At 42.2% G+C, this 14,922-nt stretch carries 16 protein-coding genes; 8 read left to right on the top strand and 8 right to left on the bottom strand.

All coding sequences use genetic code 11. The features are described from left to right. Nucleotides 1-5: 5 nt before the first annotated feature. Nucleotides 6-1,043 carry a DUF3612 domain-containing protein gene (locus tag AC0L6V_RS22845; protein WP_418138637.1) on the top strand — a complete coding sequence of 346 codons (1,038 nt, stop codon included), beginning with the start codon at nt 6-8 and terminating at the stop codon, nt 1,041-1,043. 122 nt (nt 1,044-1,165) lie between these two features. On the opposite strand, the gene AC0L6V_RS22840 is transcribed toward AC0L6V_RS22845, so the two are convergent. The 3 genes from AC0L6V_RS22840 to AC0L6V_RS22830 are packed head-to-tail and all read right to left on the bottom strand — an operon-like array spanning nt 1,166 to nt 2,578. After that, complete coding sequence (locus tag AC0L6V_RS22840) at nt 1,166-1,393, bottom strand: DeoR family transcriptional regulator (protein WP_265220632.1); 228 nt, start codon at nt 1,391-1,393, stop codon at nt 1,166-1,168. A 17-nt stretch (nt 1,394-1,410) separates the two neighbouring features. Then, nucleotides 1,411-1,629, bottom strand: a complete 219-nt coding sequence (locus AC0L6V_RS22835; RefSeq protein WP_265220631.1) for a hypothetical protein — start codon at nt 1,627-1,629, stop codon at nt 1,411-1,413. A 10-nt stretch (nt 1,630-1,639) separates the two neighbouring features. Then, the gene (locus AC0L6V_RS22830; RefSeq protein ID WP_418138636.1) at nt 1,640-2,578 is read right to left on the bottom strand and encodes an MFS transporter; all 939 of its coding nucleotides are present in this window, start codon (nt 2,576-2,578) and stop codon (nt 1,640-1,642) included. A gap of 157 nt (nt 2,579-2,735) precedes the next feature. On the opposite strand from AC0L6V_RS22830, the gene AC0L6V_RS22825 reads away from it, so the two are divergent. Next, entirely contained in the window at nt 2,736-3,692 is a 957-nt protein-coding gene (locus AC0L6V_RS22825) for an AraC family transcriptional regulator (RefSeq protein ID WP_265220629.1), read from the top strand. 53 nt (nt 3,693-3,745) lie between these two features. Here AC0L6V_RS22825 and AC0L6V_RS22820 read toward each other — a convergent pair whose 3' ends face one another. Continuing rightward, entirely contained in the window at nt 3,746-5,092 is a 1,347-nt protein-coding gene (locus tag AC0L6V_RS22820; protein WP_265220628.1) for an alpha/beta hydrolase family protein, read from the bottom strand. Nucleotides 5,093-5,274: 182 nt separating this feature from the next. Here AC0L6V_RS22820 and AC0L6V_RS22815 point away from each other — a divergent pair, with 182 nt between their 5' ends. Together AC0L6V_RS22815 and AC0L6V_RS22810 are read left to right on the top strand one after the other, a co-directional pair. Then, the gene (locus AC0L6V_RS22815; RefSeq protein WP_418138635.1) at nt 5,275-5,736 is read left to right on the top strand and encodes a LacI family DNA-binding transcriptional regulator; all 462 of its coding nucleotides are present in this window, start codon (nt 5,275-5,277) and stop codon (nt 5,734-5,736) included. After that, the gene (locus AC0L6V_RS22810; protein WP_265220627.1) at nt 5,619-6,362 is read left to right on the top strand and encodes a LacI family DNA-binding transcriptional regulator; all 744 of its coding nucleotides are present in this window, start codon (nt 5,619-5,621) and stop codon (nt 6,360-6,362) included. The genes AC0L6V_RS22815 and AC0L6V_RS22810 overlap by 118 nt, the downstream gene beginning before the upstream one ends. Before the next feature lie 65 nt (nt 6,363-6,427). On the opposite strand, the gene nudK is transcribed toward AC0L6V_RS22810, so the two are convergent. Then, on the bottom strand, nt 6,428-7,003 hold the full coding sequence (gene nudK, locus AC0L6V_RS22805; RefSeq protein ID WP_265220626.1) for a GDP-mannose pyrophosphatase NudK: 576 nt from the start codon (nt 7,001-7,003) through the stop codon (nt 6,428-6,430). A gap of 261 nt (nt 7,004-7,264) precedes the next feature. Between nudK and AC0L6V_RS22800 the strand changes: the two genes are divergently transcribed. Then, nucleotides 7,265-8,476: a phosphoribosyltransferase family protein gene (locus AC0L6V_RS22800; protein ID WP_265220625.1), complete on the top strand. Its 1,212-nt coding sequence runs from the start codon at nt 7,265-7,267 to the stop codon at nt 8,474-8,476. Nucleotides 8,477-8,555: 79 nt separating this feature from the next. On the opposite strand, the gene AC0L6V_RS22795 is transcribed toward AC0L6V_RS22800, so the two are convergent. Then, nucleotides 8,556-9,140 (bottom strand): hypothetical protein, encoded by a 585-nt coding sequence (locus AC0L6V_RS22795; RefSeq protein WP_409419130.1) that lies wholly within the window; start codon nt 9,138-9,140, stop codon nt 8,556-8,558. A gap of 187 nt (nt 9,141-9,327) precedes the next feature. Beyond that, entirely contained in the window at nt 9,328-9,591 is a 264-nt protein-coding gene (locus AC0L6V_RS22790; protein WP_265220623.1) for a DksA/TraR family C4-type zinc finger protein, read from the bottom strand. A gap of 168 nt (nt 9,592-9,759) precedes the next feature. Between AC0L6V_RS22790 and AC0L6V_RS22785 the strand changes: the two genes are divergently transcribed. After that, nucleotides 9,760-10,863 (top strand): OmpP1/FadL family transporter, encoded by a 1,104-nt coding sequence (locus tag AC0L6V_RS22785; protein ID WP_265220622.1) that lies wholly within the window; start codon nt 9,760-9,762, stop codon nt 10,861-10,863. A gap of 123 nt (nt 10,864-10,986) precedes the next feature. Here the strand turns inward: AC0L6V_RS22785 and AC0L6V_RS22780 are convergent, their stop codons facing one another. Next, nucleotides 10,987-11,622: a LysE family translocator gene (locus AC0L6V_RS22780; protein WP_265220621.1), complete on the bottom strand. Its 636-nt coding sequence runs from the start codon at nt 11,620-11,622 to the stop codon at nt 10,987-10,989. Nucleotides 11,623-11,886: 264 nt separating this feature from the next. Here AC0L6V_RS22780 and AC0L6V_RS22775 point away from each other — a divergent pair, with 264 nt between their 5' ends. Together AC0L6V_RS22775 and AC0L6V_RS22770 are read left to right on the top strand one after the other, a co-directional pair. Beyond that, nucleotides 11,887-12,468 (top strand): HupE/UreJ family protein, encoded by a 582-nt coding sequence (locus tag AC0L6V_RS22775; protein ID WP_265220620.1) that lies wholly within the window; start codon nt 11,887-11,889, stop codon nt 12,466-12,468. A gap of 204 nt (nt 12,469-12,672) precedes the next feature. Next, nucleotides 12,673-14,868 (top strand): bifunctional diguanylate cyclase/phosphodiesterase, encoded by a 2,196-nt coding sequence (locus AC0L6V_RS22770; RefSeq protein ID WP_265220619.1) that lies wholly within the window; start codon nt 12,673-12,675, stop codon nt 14,866-14,868. Nucleotides 14,869-14,922: the final 54 nt, after the last annotated feature.

Below are 14,922 nucleotides of genomic sequence, written 5' to 3'. Positions count from 1 at the left end.
AACGCTTGCCATTGAGCCTTGATGAGATTGTCGCCATCACTAAGCAGATGGGCTTGCAAATCAAGTGGTTTAAAAAAACACCCTTAGCGGTATTGCAGGAAATGGGTGTTGGTGAAAGCCATGTGGTGACGTCTTTTTTTGATCCGCCAAGCACGATTTACATCAATCAGATCATGAAAAATCAGCCTCAGCGTCTCAAGTACAACCTTGCGGTACACATTGGCCACACGGTTTTGCATGACAAAGACGGTTTGAAAAATGTGCTAGTTACAGGGCGAAATGAAATTTCCCCCTTACAAGCCAAAAACGCAAAAATACAATCGTCGGGGATGGATGCTCAGGATATTTTATTCGCGTGGCGAGATTTTGAATGCAGTTTTTTTGCTGGCGCTTTGCTGTGCCCAAAGGTGCCATTTCGACAAATGTTAGATCGCAATGGCTACGAAATTAATACCGCACAACTGGCAGGTGTTTCTGAATCCGTCACCATGCGTCGCATGACGGCCGCGTCACCTTATCCTCATTGGCATTATTTCGATGCCTACGCGCCAGGTAAGCTCAAAGCCATCTATCGAGGCAATGGCATTCCTTTGCCTTGGGGCAACATGAGCATGGTGGAAGACCCATGCCAGCACTGGTCGGTGTTTCGCAAAATCAGCGAACCAAGTACAGGCACCTCCGCACAAATATCGATTCTTAATGTCGGCGACGAGCCGCGAATATACGCCTGTGAATCAATCAAGGTGCAAGATCTTGCCGGCAATAGCCACGTACTTTGCTCCGGCATTGACTTGAATCCTGCTATTGATGCTCAAGGCAAAGACGCCCTCTCCATCGCGGCCGATTTACGCCAAGCGTGTGTCACCAAAGGCGGTTCCTCACAGATACCAAGAAGCATCAAAAAAGACCTCATGAGCGTGGCGAAAATTCTTAATATCAACTGGGTAGAACGGGGCATAGACAACGATGCTAGGTTGATTTGCTCTCGCGGCGCCGTCTGCCCGAGGAAACCGAGTTGTTATCAGCAATGCGAGAGAGCTTAGGTTTATCGGATAAAAAAGTGATGAAGTCTAAGCCAAGCCGTGTGGTGTTTTGTTAGGCTTGGCTTTTATTTCTGTATCTTTATCACTCTTAAAATTTGACGGTGAGTAAGACAAGATAACCACTACTTTTCTTTTTGTGACTCCGAACACTCTTCTACTGCCATTGCCCCACCGTCAATACGCTTTAACAAGCCCGCTTTTTCTAAATAAATCATATCGTTGCAAATGATGTTATCCGACACATTAAATCGCGGCTTTAGTGTCTCAGAGAATACTTTTCCATCCAATGCTAGCAGCAATAGTATGGTTTGTTGTCTCTGTATGCTTGGTCTATTCTCGGTGCTCATCATGATGCCTCTCTTCGTTATTAACGTAAGAAGGTGCTGTGATAACGCCTTAAGCGTTCGGTGGTCAGCAATATAATGCCTGCCAGCAACAGCAATATCATGGGGAACGAAGCAAAGGTGAGTATCTCTGCGGTGAAACCAAGTATTGGCGGTACAACCATGATACCGATATAAGCCGTGGCCATAGATAAACCAATAATGGCTTGCGATGCCGATGAGCCAAAACGTTTAGGTGTCATTTGAATGGTGTTAGGAAAAATTGGGGCGCAACCTAACCCAATCAATATCAAGCCTATTTTGGCGAGCCTCATCTGAAAACAGTAGCGCAAGCAAAATGCAACCAAACAAGATAATGACAACGCCTGAACGGATAAGGGTTTCTTCTGTCACTTTTTCAGCAATAACGCCACAGGCAAAGCGCCCTACTGTAATACCTAAATAGTACATGGCGACCCAAAAAGCAGCGTCTACTGGTAAAATATTGCGCTCTGTTGTGAGATAACTCGCCGCCCACAAACCAGTGCTCATTTCTATTGAGCAATAGCTAAAAAATACCGCTAACTGCAGTGGGACACCTTTCATTTTTAGTGCGGAAGCATTTGTCACTAACGGAGTGTTGGTCTCATTGCTTCTTACTGAGCTAATGACAAATTTTTTCCACAGAGGAAGCGAAGCAAATAATAAAATGACCAGTAAAAATTGCACAATCGCAATGGTCATATAGCCATCGCGCCAACCATCTTTGAGAGCCAAATAATTCGCCATTAAAAGTGGTCCAGCGGTCGCACCAACACCCCAAAATGAATGCAGATAGTTCATGTGCTTGGCTCTGTAGTGCAAGGCAACAAAATTATTCAGTGCCGCATCCACAGCGCCCGCTCCAACACCTAACGGAATAGCTAAGAACACAAGCGCCCAGGCTATATTGGACATACTAAAGCCAAATAATGCTATCGCAGTCAGCAAGACACTTAGCGCAACGACTTTTCCTATACCAAAATAATGAATCGCTTTTGTCACATAAAGGCTGGAGAGCACGGTGCCAGCACTGATGATGAGAGAAATAACACCGGCAAATTCCAGCGAGGCATTTAAGTCGTTTTTCATAATCGGCCAAGATGAACCAAGCACGGCATCAGGTAAACCTAAACTGATAAAAGCGATATAGATGATAAAAAGCAAAAGCATGACATTGATTACCTATTTTAATTTGGCTATTTTGAACGACTTAGAACAATACCGCCTAATTTTTTTATCTATAGGCATATACTCTCTTAAAATATAACGATTCTATCAAAACAATTCTGCCGAGCCATTTAACCTAACAACGTTACTAAGCGATGCCATGCAAATTTATAAGATTGAAACAGAAGAGAATGGTAGAGAACTCACAATTCACGGAAGTCATGACTTTCCCTGTGGATCTTACGACGAACGCTTTTCCCATTTTGTTGGTGGCGAAGTACCATGGCACTGGCACGACGAAATTGAAGTTGTACTGGTGGTAGAAGGCGCAACAAAGGTTGAATGCATTCATTCCAGCGACATAATCCGAACGGGCGAAATGGTCTTTATCAATGCCAACACCTTACACAAGCTAACGAATCATGGCTCTGAAGACTGTCGAATACTCAACGTGGTGTTCAGTCCCAAAATATTGGGTGGTGTTGATTTTGGGCTGATTTATAAAAAGCATGTGCTGCCTGTTCTCAATAACAAAGAGCTGCTATTTTATAAATTCTCCAATAACAAAGCTTGGCACCAGCAAGTCATCAATGAGCTGGTGACAGCCTTTGATGTATGGAAAAAAGAAGGCTCTGACCGCGAGTTTTATATGAACATTGCGCTAATGAAATTCTGGCACATCTTCTGTACCAATCAGCAAGACATCACCGCAACTCAAAACCGCTCAAAGACGAACGAAAGAAGAATACAAACCTTGCTAAATTTCATTCATGGTCATTATGGAGAGCGCATTTCCATTGCCGATATAAGTCAGACAGCAAATATCAGCGAAAGTGAATGTTATCGAATATTCCGCAACGCTCTAGGCTGTTCACCAAACAACTACCTGTTAAATTATCGGTTACGAAAATCCATTCAACTCCTAACGGAAAGCAATAAACCAATCTCAGACATTGCCTTTGAGAGTGGTTTCAACTGCTCAGCCTATTTTGCTAAAAAATTTAAACTCGCCTTCAATGTCACGCCAATGCAATTTCGAAAAAATTACAGCGTTACCTTAGATCATCCTTTAGCTCATCATTTACCCATAACACAAACTAAAGGCAAGACCTATTAACTGCTGAGAGGTCTTGCCTAGGTTATCAATACATGACGCTGCTGGCTGTTTTTTTAAGAGCCAGCCTTTAAGGTTTCCAATCTCAAGCCACTTGCGCTTCTGTTAGGGAAACCCTTCCAGTAGGTATTGTCTGAGTTCTCCATGCCATTTTTATCTTTGCTCCATTGACCATCATTCGATAGAGGTACTAAATCAAAATAGCTCGACATAGCAGAATCCTGTTTCAAATACTGACCTAACCACGCGGTAATGAAATGTGTTGAAATATTATTCATGCGTACGTTATCCCAAACAGGATCAAGATAATGCATGGTTAAATTAAAGCCTAAATCAGCGTCCACTTTGTTGGCTTCTTCAGGTGGTGCCATCGGTGCGCCTGCATTGTGATTTGCATAGTCGAATGTCAGCAAAGAGCGATGAACACTGGTTGCCGACTTCCATAAAGCACGCACACCGTCTTCATAGCCAACCACATCGTCCACCGACCCCGCTATAAATAGCATAGGAACTCGAATACCTTTTGCTGTGTTTGAATCCATAAAATGCCTTTTCATCCCAGCAGGCGCAAAAGTGACCGCGGTTTTAATTCGACTATCCGCTAAGGCGAGATACTCTTTACTTCCGCTCAAATACTGATCTAAAGTGCCTTTCGGTGTAGAGAAAAAACCTTCTCTTTGATCCAAAGCGTATTGCGTCAAACCACCACCCACGGTCACCACTGTGCCATACCCGCCCATTGAATAACCAATAATCCCAGTATTGTTTACATCTACTAGATTATACAAAAAGGAGGTTTTATCTTTTGCTAAACGATCTATTTGATTCAAAATAAACAACTGATCTTTGGTTCTATTCACCAAGCTTGAGCTAATTTTAGATAAAGTACTGTAAGTTGAATCAGTGTGGTCAATAGACACCACGACATATCCTTTTGAGGCAATATTTTCCGCGATGGGTGACATCAAGAAACGATTACCTGGATAACCGTGTGACAGAATTACGAGCGGAAACAACGTTTTAGTAGTCGCAGGTTGAGCATCTACTATGGCCTTACCATGGAGATCAACTAGGGTTTTGCCATCTCGGATCAGCGCCTTTAAGACCGTTTCCCCCTTGGCATTTGAAGCAGCAGGATACCAAACCTGTACAGTTAATGGACGATCGTAATACGGAAAAACATCATCCTCTTTTCTATTAGTGTCTGTGTTTACAATGTCTATTTGGCTTTTATGAATAAAGTCTAATTGTCTAACACCAACTGTCTGCTCGCCATAAGCCGCTAATTCAGGGGCATCTGCTCGGATAATATCAATTCTATTTTCAGCTTGTACCGCAGAAAATGGAACACAAGACACCACAAGTAACGCAGCAGCGTAACGCGTCGTTTGCTTATTTTTCATAACAACAGTCCTTATTATCTTTATTGTATTGAATGCTTAAAAATTATTTGGTTAATCGATTAACCAAATAAGTATAACCACGTCATTACACTTCGCTCAAGAGCGAAAGCACACCTAATAACAGCAACATCAGTAACTTGCTTGTTGCCACTATCGATCAAGGCTAAAATCTTGGCTCTTTAATGCCTTTATCCCAAGGAAGAGACATGCCATCAGCTCCGCGCAGAAAGCAAAAAAACACCTCGAATAAAAGAGCGTCTTTAGCGATGGTCGCCGCTCATGCCAATGTTTCGACTGCAACCGCCTCTCGTATTATCAACGGCATTACCAACAAGGCATCAGAACAAACGATCCTTCAAGTCAAAAAAGCGGTGGAAGAACTCGGCTACAGACCAGCAAGCGTTGGCAGAGCGTTAAGATGTCAAGAAAGTCGGATGGTCGGTGTATTAGCGGCAAGCTTGGCTAATCCTGCAATGTCAGCCATCGCTTCATCGATAGAGCTGGCTTTAAGGGGGAGGGTTACATTATGTCCTTATGCGATACTCATGAAGAAGCAACGATACAAGACGAATACTTACGAGAAATGCAGTCTCAGTTGGCTCGTGCGGTGGTCATCATTGGTGCCGTTCAAAGTGCACTTTTAACTGATTACCGTAACAGTGGCACGACATTACTCTTTATTAATCGCCCCGCCCCAGATCAAGAGCATAGCTATTATGTTGGCATCAATAATTACCAAGCCGGTGTAGATGTCGCAAATTTACTTTTACAGCATGGAAAGAAAAACATTGGGATCATTCATGCCTCACTCAATTTTACTGCCGCTGTAGAGCGACGTAGAGGCCTATTAGATAGGTTGTCAGAAGCTGGTATTGATCCCAACGATATCCCTCACGCTCACGTAGCAGGACTTAATCATTTAGAAGTTGGTTACGAAAGCATGCAAACTTTTTTAGACATGCCCAAAAGACCGGATGTCATTGTCTGCCTCAGCGATATGCTAGCCTATGGCGCATATCGTCGTGCACAAGAAGCAGGACTAGACCCTATTAAACAGATGACCTTTTTCGGTTTTGACGATAATCCACTTAACCCTTGGATCGCTCACTGGCTCAATTCTGTTGGCGTGCCAGCTAACTTATATGGGCCAGCTACCGTGGCTACCTTAAAATCCATCTGGCACCATTTGCCACCAACAGCGCCAGTTTATCTTCCACATCAATTTCGTTTAAATAAAGAATTTAACGCGTCATCAACGGCACCAAGTTGATTTTATTCTGGCACAAAAAAATAGGCTAACTCAACTCAGGGGAAGCATTAAATTTTACTTGTGCATTATAGCAAACCGTTTAATTTAGCATATTGCAGCAGCATAATGGTTTTACCATCTTTAATTTCCCCTGAAACTATCATGTCACACGCTAATTGAAAATCCACTTCTAGCACTTCGATATTTTCTTGCTCGTGCTCGAGGCCGCCACCATCGGATACCTTCATGTTGTCCGAGTATTCAGCCACAAAGAAGTATAAAATTTCTGTCACAGAACCGGGTGACATGTAGGCTTCAAAGACTTTTTGTACCTGCTCGACTTTAAAACCCGTTTCTTCCTCCGTCTCTCGTTTTATGCAATCTTCGGGGTTATCTTGATCCAATAATCCAGCACAAGATTCAATCAACATGCCATCCTGATTGCCATTAACGAAAGTAGGCATTCTAAACTGTCGTGTCAGTACCACTGTCTTTTTTTCAACGTTGTACAGCAAAATAGTTGCGCCGTTTCCTCTATCGTACGCTTCACGCTCTTGACGTTGCCACTGACCATTTTTGCCTTTTAGTTCAAAAGAAAACTTATTCAAGGTATACCAATTGTCAGATAGCAGTGTTTTTTCTATATTTCGAATGTCTGTCATAATCGCACGAGTCTCTTTAGAGAGGTTTATAAACAAGCCTTAATCAGAATATAGCAGGGCAAAGGGTTCCAATCTATTCACTCAAATTAAATGTTTCAAGATAGGAAGCATGATATTGGCAGCCATTATCTGGTGCATAAGTGACCCTAGCCATGTCCAATCCTTATAAAAATGCCATTTATCCTCAATCAACCCTATCGAAACAAACCTACAAGTATTAAAATCAGCGCAAATTCCCATACCCTTAGTTAAGGATCTATCATGACTTTGTTGACCGGTCAGGCTACTAATGTCGTCGTTGTTAGTAACTCTTCCGATAACCCTTTTGCTATTGATGTCGCTTATGCAATGGGGCAACACGAAGACATCGCTGATTTAATCAGTATGAAGCAGTTCATGAATTCCGAGTTTTGCCCTCGGTTTATCTCCGATGAAGCCGATTTCGATAATATTGGCCGCAAACTCAAGGGTAAGGCTGTCATCATTGTGAGTACTGGCAGCCACGTAAAAAGTCGTCAAGAACTGGCGATGTCTAACCTGATCATCGCCCGTGCAGCAAAAGAGAACGGAGCCGACCGCGTCATTTTGGTCGAGCCAGATCTTTTCTATAGTGCACAAGATCGTGGTCCTCACCAAAGCTTAGGCGAAACCAGTTTTGAACGTGATATCCAAGATATTAAAAAATTCGATGGCCAGCCTTTTACTGCCAAACTTTATGCACAGTTGCTAAAACTATCTGGCGTGGACACTGTGATGACCATTCACAACCATTCCGAGTCCGTTCAAAAGATGTTTACCGAAGTATTTGAAGGTGACTTCCATAATTTAATTCCTTATGAGATTTACGCGCATTACTTGTTGAATTCAAACATTCTACATTACGGTGAAGATGGGGAAGGATTAGTACTTTGTGCTCCCGATAAAGGCGCACGTGACTTCGTTAAGCAAATGTACAAAACACTCGGCCTAAGCAAAGCAAAATTTATTATGCTAGACAAAGACCGTACCGCTGAACGTAAAGTAGAAATCACTCTCCATAAAGAAAGCGAACACACTTTCGACGGCCTAGATGGTGCGAGCATTGTATTGTTTGACGACATGGTTCGCACGGGTTCTACCGTGGTAAAATCTTGCCAATTCTTACAACAAATCAATCCTCAACGCATGGTGTTTGCCGTATCGCATTTTTATGCCAGCGATGAAGGTCGTGAGCGTATGGCGCATCCAGCAATTGGTGAGATTTTAACGCTGAATACCCTACCCACGATTTTAAACCGTGATGAGCAAGGTCGCTTGCGTAAGAAAATGGTTGTGCTAAAAGTAGAGAAATGGCTTGCTCAAGAGCTTTGCAACATTCTTGATTTGCCACAGATCCACGAGCCTAACCCTTATAAAATCGATATGTCGTCTAAAAACCCTCGCTTTAAACGCAAAATTTGGTTTAGTGAAGAATTGTCTGAACTAAAAAGCTAATACGATACTTAGCTAACATTACCAACAAAAATGCCGCGATCACGCGGCATTTTTGTTTCTGTTCGATGTAACGTCGTTGTTAAGCACGAAAAGCCAATAAAAGAATGTCTTTGATTTTACGGTCTATTTCTACCTGAGCAGCCTCAAAATCCACTCGCTCTACCTTGTACAAGAAAGGTTGAACACCACGTAATTTCTTAATGGCTTGTGGATCTTCAGCTAACAAAACCGCCACATAAGAGAACGCGTCGTAATAAGGAAACGCTTGTTCACGCAATGCATTTAGATATGAATCGACAGACTCTTCACCAAACACTTGCTTGATGGCGGTAATTGCACCAAAGACCGCAACACCTTCACACAGTGCTGGCGTTTTAGCGCCTTCAAAACCGATAGGATATTGCCCACGAACCATTTCTTGAATGACATCCGCCAACAACATGACATCATTACTGAAGACACGAGCTGGCATCTGAATCTTATAACGGTATGGTTCATCGGCGTGTTCAAATACCGCACCTGGTTTGGCAATGTCATCACCAACTTCAAAACCATCAAACTTGGCTTCGGCAACGGCTTCGCCAAAAAGAAACTCCACCGCAGGCAACCAAGCCGCACGCAGTTTCTCTAATTTATTTACTTCTGTTGAGTAAGTGTCTACCACAAGCTCATCCTTAATTTATTCTGAAAGAAACAGTGCGTTAGACTCATGATCAAAACGCCCTTTTAGATAAGCGAAACCTTACCACAACAGAGAAGATCAAGCAGGCTAAATTCAACGATAAATACACAGATTCCATGAAGAATACTGGAACCAATATCAATGCAATGACAAAAACAACTTATCGATTTTATCTTAGCTGACTGTCTTTACTGCCCGCCCGATTGTACCAAGACGTTCGACCTTTCTTCTCTTGCTCAGACTGACATTGAATACACAAACGTACACCTTGAATGGCTTTGCGACGAGGCTCAGGAATCACTGCGTCGCATGCTTCACAATGAGTCAGGCTCTTACCTTTTGGCATACTGTTTTTTGCACGCTCGACTTCAGAGTCTACCGTCGCGTCTATTTGATCTTGCACCGCGCCATCTTGCGCCCAACCGCTCGCCATAATCGTTCAGCCTCAGACTTTAGAAATAACCGATTTACCATTTAGCAATCCTTTACAATTACTTTATTATTGGCCGCCATAAAAGACACGCCCAAATATTTTTTATTTGCTTTACAGCATCATTTTAAACGTTAAGCCGACATAGAACCGATAACAGGTAAAAGTTTCATGAAAAACATAGTCATTTTGATCACTCTTTGCTCAATTAGTGCCAAAGAGGTATATGCCGGCGGTATGGATCTATCAAGACAACCCATTGCCCCTCTATTCGAGCAAGGAACGTATCTTGAATTAAGCGCCTATAGCGTTGATCCAGAAGTATCAGGCAAGCTAACGGATTCAATCCAATCAGGAAACGTGGCAAAAAAAGGCTATTTTTTCGGTGGCGCCTATAAACAAGACGTGTCCAACTCAACTTCCATAGCCATTATTGTAGATCAACCTTTTGGTGCAGATATTCGCTACCCTTCAAATTCGACTTATCCCCTTTCTGGAACCCGTGCTTCTGTCGATACCATAGCCATCAGCGGAATCGTTCGCTATAAAATAAATCCTCCTTTTTCAGTCTATGGCGGGCTAAGAAATGTCACATCAAGTGGTGATGTTACCGTCAATCAGCGATCGAACAATCTACTCTACACCATGAAAACAGATACTCAGAACGATTGGGGTTATCTGTTGGGCGCAGCCTATGAAATTCCAGATATCGCGCTTCGGACCTCGTTAACCTATCACTCAGCGATAAAGGTGAATTTTGATAGCCAAGAAAATATAGTCAGTTCCTCTTTTACGAAAGAGACGTCGTTTAACGTCGATATGCCTAAATCATTAAACTTCGACTTTCAGACTGGTATTACACAATCCACACTTCTGATGTTTTCTGCCCGTTGGGTTGAATGGAACAAAACAAAAATCACTCCCCCGCTTTTCACCCAGTTTGTCAATCAAGCAAATAACCTTGTTGGTTATAGAGACAACTCTCTCACCTACTCTCTCGGGCTTGGCCAGAAACTAACAGACAACTTTACAGGGTTACTCTCCATCGCGTATGAAAAACCATCAGGAAACCTAGTTAGTAACCTGTCACCAACCGATGGCTATACTTCATTAACTGCTGGGCTAAAATATCAAGCAACACAAAACACTGCCATTACGACAGGCGTATCCTATACATGGATTGGTGAAGCTAAGGCTAATCTAGCGAGCAATGAAGTAACATTCGAAAACAATCACAGCGTGAATTTTGGAGTGAAACTGTCTCATCATATGTAATATTTTGGAAACACCTAGTAACAAGGCCTTATTGCCACCTAATAAATAGAGTAAATAAGGCTTTCTGTCATACTTCTATTCACAATCATTGTTAGTTTGTTCGTATACGTCCTTCCGTTTACGTTATCGGTTACTCAACAATATTCCACCACCCATGGTGATAAACAAGCCGCCTGTTATTTTGGTGATTTTTGCTTCCATGTTTTTTAATGAAAAGCGTTTTCCTAGGCGAGCGATACCAAAAGCATAGCCGATATGCACGCTAGTAACGATAGCGCAGATAGTAATAAACATGATCGAAAACTGTTGATACGCTGGCGATTCTAGGGTTAAAAACTGGGGTAAAAAGGCAGACAAAAATATCAACGTTTTAGGGTTACTGGCTGAAACCAAGAACGCCTCACCAAACAGCGCAAGTCCGGTTTTAGTCGACTTAGTGACAACTGTATTATCTATAGCATCAAAAGTAGATTTCTTTTTGGATCGTAACGCTTTAATCCCAAGGTAAATCAAATAGGTTCCGCCTAATATTTTCATCACCAGAAACCAAACCGGCAATGTTTGTAACAATGCGCCAACACCCAAAGCAACTAAGCACACGATCAACAACTGGCAGGTCAAATTACCGAAAATAGTAATGAAGGCTGATTTCCAACCGAATTGAATACTGTTCTTAAGCACCAACAATACGTTCGGCCCCGGTGACAGAGTGGTCACCAAGTAAGCCAAGAAAAACAAAGTCCATAGATGGAAGGCCATAGTTCACTCCTAGGTAAACACCAGATTGATTGCCCAAATTAAATCAGACTGATTATGAAATGGATAGTTAACACTAAATAGAAGATTAATTTACCACCGTATTTTGTTGGCAGCTGAATATTTCGTTATCGATTGGCAAGATCATTCAATTTACCCACACTGTGGGTATGTTAGAATCTTCTGTTCCAGCCGCAAGAGCGGTGGTTTAGACAAGACCATTTTGTACGGTCTTAATATTTATAAATATTTTTTGGAGACAAATCCATGCGTTTATCGCTTAAAATGGCATTAGCCGCACTTGTTGCCGCTATACCCGCTCTTGCATCCGCTCACCCAGGACACGAACACACAACCAGCTTTATGACGGGCTTTATGCACCCTATGGGTGGTTTGGACCATTTGTTAGCGATGCTAGCCATTGGCCTTTGGGCTGCAAGCCTTGGTGGTCGTGCTTTGTGGGCGATTCCTGCCGCATTTGTTGGCACCATGTTGGTTGGTGGCGGATTAGCGGTTGCGGGTGTGCAAGTTCCTTTCATCGAGCAAGGCATTGTCTTGTCGGTGATTCTGATGGGCGCTTTGTTAGTTGGCGCGGCACGTTTCCCTATTGCCGTTTGTGCTGGCATTGCTGGATTGTTTGCTCTTTTCCATGGCGCCGCTCACGGTTTAGAAATGCCTTTGAATGCTAACGGAGCTGAATATGCATTAGGCTTTGCTGCTGCAACCGCACTGTTGCATATTGTTGGTATCGGCTTTGCTATTATAATGGCTCGTTTTCAAGCTCCCATTTTGACTCGCATTATGGGTAGCTTGATTGCCGTCGCAGGTGTCTTTCTCGCCCTAGTATAAATGGCTTTTCACGCCACGATTTGATCACTAAATCGTGGCGAACTCTTCTTCTCTCCATCAACTATCGTTTGGTTTAACTGCCGCTTAATGCAATATAATCAAAACAATAACCTCATATGAATTTACAAAAAAACCAAATACCTCTAAGCAATTTATGTGTATGATTCCAGACTGTTTATCAATTATCGAATAAAGGATAGCTCATTGAAAAAAGCCGAGTTTAAACAGCCTTCAGCTCTATTTTTCTCGTTGGTCGCTTTTTTTGCTATTGCTTTATTTGGTGTTTATTGGACCCAATCCACGACCAATTCCATTATTAATCAACAACAATCTATTTTAAGCGGCCTTTCTCGCACGCAAGCCTCTCTTCTCGAACGCCGTCTATCCTCTATTTTTACCACGGCGCAAATATTAGCTTATGAAGTTGAACTAAATAATGGTAATACCGAATGGTTTGATAGCTACGCAGACAAACTGATACAGTCAATTGGTGGCATTGAAAACCTGCAACTCTCACCAGACGGTATTATTAAACAAATCTATCCACTGAAGGGCAATGAAGCCGCCATTGGACTCGATATTGTATCAACACCAAGATTCAAAGATGAGGCCTTATTAGCTATTCAAAATCGCCAACTCTTTGTTATTGGTCCCGTTCCTCTCGTTCAAGGCGGTGTAGCTGTGATTAGTCGTGCGCCGGTTTTTTTACATAAAGAAACCCAATATGAATTGTTTTGGGGATTTGCTTCGGCAGTTGTGTATTTAGAAAATCTATTAGAAACGACACAGTTAAAACAACTGGAGAAAGAGGGCTATCAATTCAGCCTTACCAGAATCTACGCAGATAGCAACCAAAGCATTCCTCTTTTCTCTTCAGCTATGCCTCTAACGGATATCAAAGCGTCAACGGAGTTGATTCTGCCCGTTGGTAAATGGACCCTTAGCGTTAGCCGTGATTTAGATCAACAATTAGAAAAACGCAGAATATCAGGCTATATGCTTTCTATTATTGTGGCGCTTTTACTCGCTATGTCGCTATACGGTATTTTACTTCAGCCACTTAGACTCAGAGTTTTAGTAAAAGAAAAAACCGCAGAACTGCAAGATTTAGCTTATAAGGACCCTTTAACTGCTTTACCAAACCGTCGTTACCTACAAGATAGCCTTCCACAAATACTATTTGATAATCAAAAGGCTAAGCGTATTTCAGCCTTTATTTACTTTGATCTCGATAACTTTAAACGCATTAACGACACCATAGGTCATGATGTTGGAGATCATGTTCTGGTTATTGTGGCAAATCGTCTCACTAAATTAAAAGGTATTTCCGACTTAGTGGTCCGCTTAGGTGGCGATGAATTTGGTATTTTATTGGGTGACGTGAGCAGTAAAAAACAAGCAGGCGAAAAAGCCACACGAATATTAGAGAGCATTCGTGCTCCAGCAAAACTAGAGACACGTGAGTACATGCTCAGTACTTCTCTTGGCATTGCCATGATACCTGAACATGGCTATGACTTAGTCACTATTATGCAGAACGCAGATATGGCTTTGTATCAAGCAAAGTCACAAGGTAAAAATCAATACGCTTTTTATACTGAAAATATGAAAATCAGCACTCATAACTTGGTCAAAGCAGAAGAAGACTTAACACAGGCCTTGCAAAAAAATGAGTTTGAACTGTACTTTCAGCCCCAGTTTGACCTTCATACCAACCAAGTCATTGGTGCAGAAGCTCTGATCCGCTGGAATCATCCTGAAAAAGGCTTAATTTTCCCCAATGATTTTATTCCACTGGCCGAAAGCACGGGAAAAATTGTGGTGTTAGGCTACTGGATTCTAGAAACAAGTATTGCTTATCTGGCTAGACGTAAATTGGAGAATAGACCCGATATTTTACTGCATATCAATCTTGCCTCCTCGCAATTGTCTGACCCATATTTTGTTGTTTTAGTTAAAGAGCTGCTGATTAAATATCAAGTGCCGGCTAATTTAATTGGCTTTGAAATCACTGAGACATCTATTCTTGAAGACGTCCACCTCGCAAGAGCACTGCTACAAACCTTTAAAGACATGGGCATTTGTATTGCGATTGATGACTTCGGCACAGGATATTCCTCTCTTTCTCAGCTAAAAAATCTTCCCGTGGATTTATTAAAAATTGATCGAAGCTTTGTGATAGACCTAGAAGAAGACCCAGACGACCGAAAAATTGTCGAAGCCATTATTGCCATGGCGCATAAACTTAATATTAAAGTATTAGCAGAAGGCATAGAAACCAGAGCACAGTGGAAAATGCTCGCTAATTTTCAATGTGACTTTGGTCAAGGCTACTATGTGAGTAAAGCGGTGACAGCGGAGGAATTCAATCGCGGCAGCCCTATCGTTCACATTGACTAGGGCAAAATTAAGGCTCTAAACGTCAAAGGCCTCTCATTAATATAAAAAAACCCT

Source organism: Marinomonas sp. G8-14, assembly GCF_055808935.1.
Note: the sequence above shows the minus strand (reverse complement) of the source record. Positions and strands in the feature narration are given on the sequence as shown.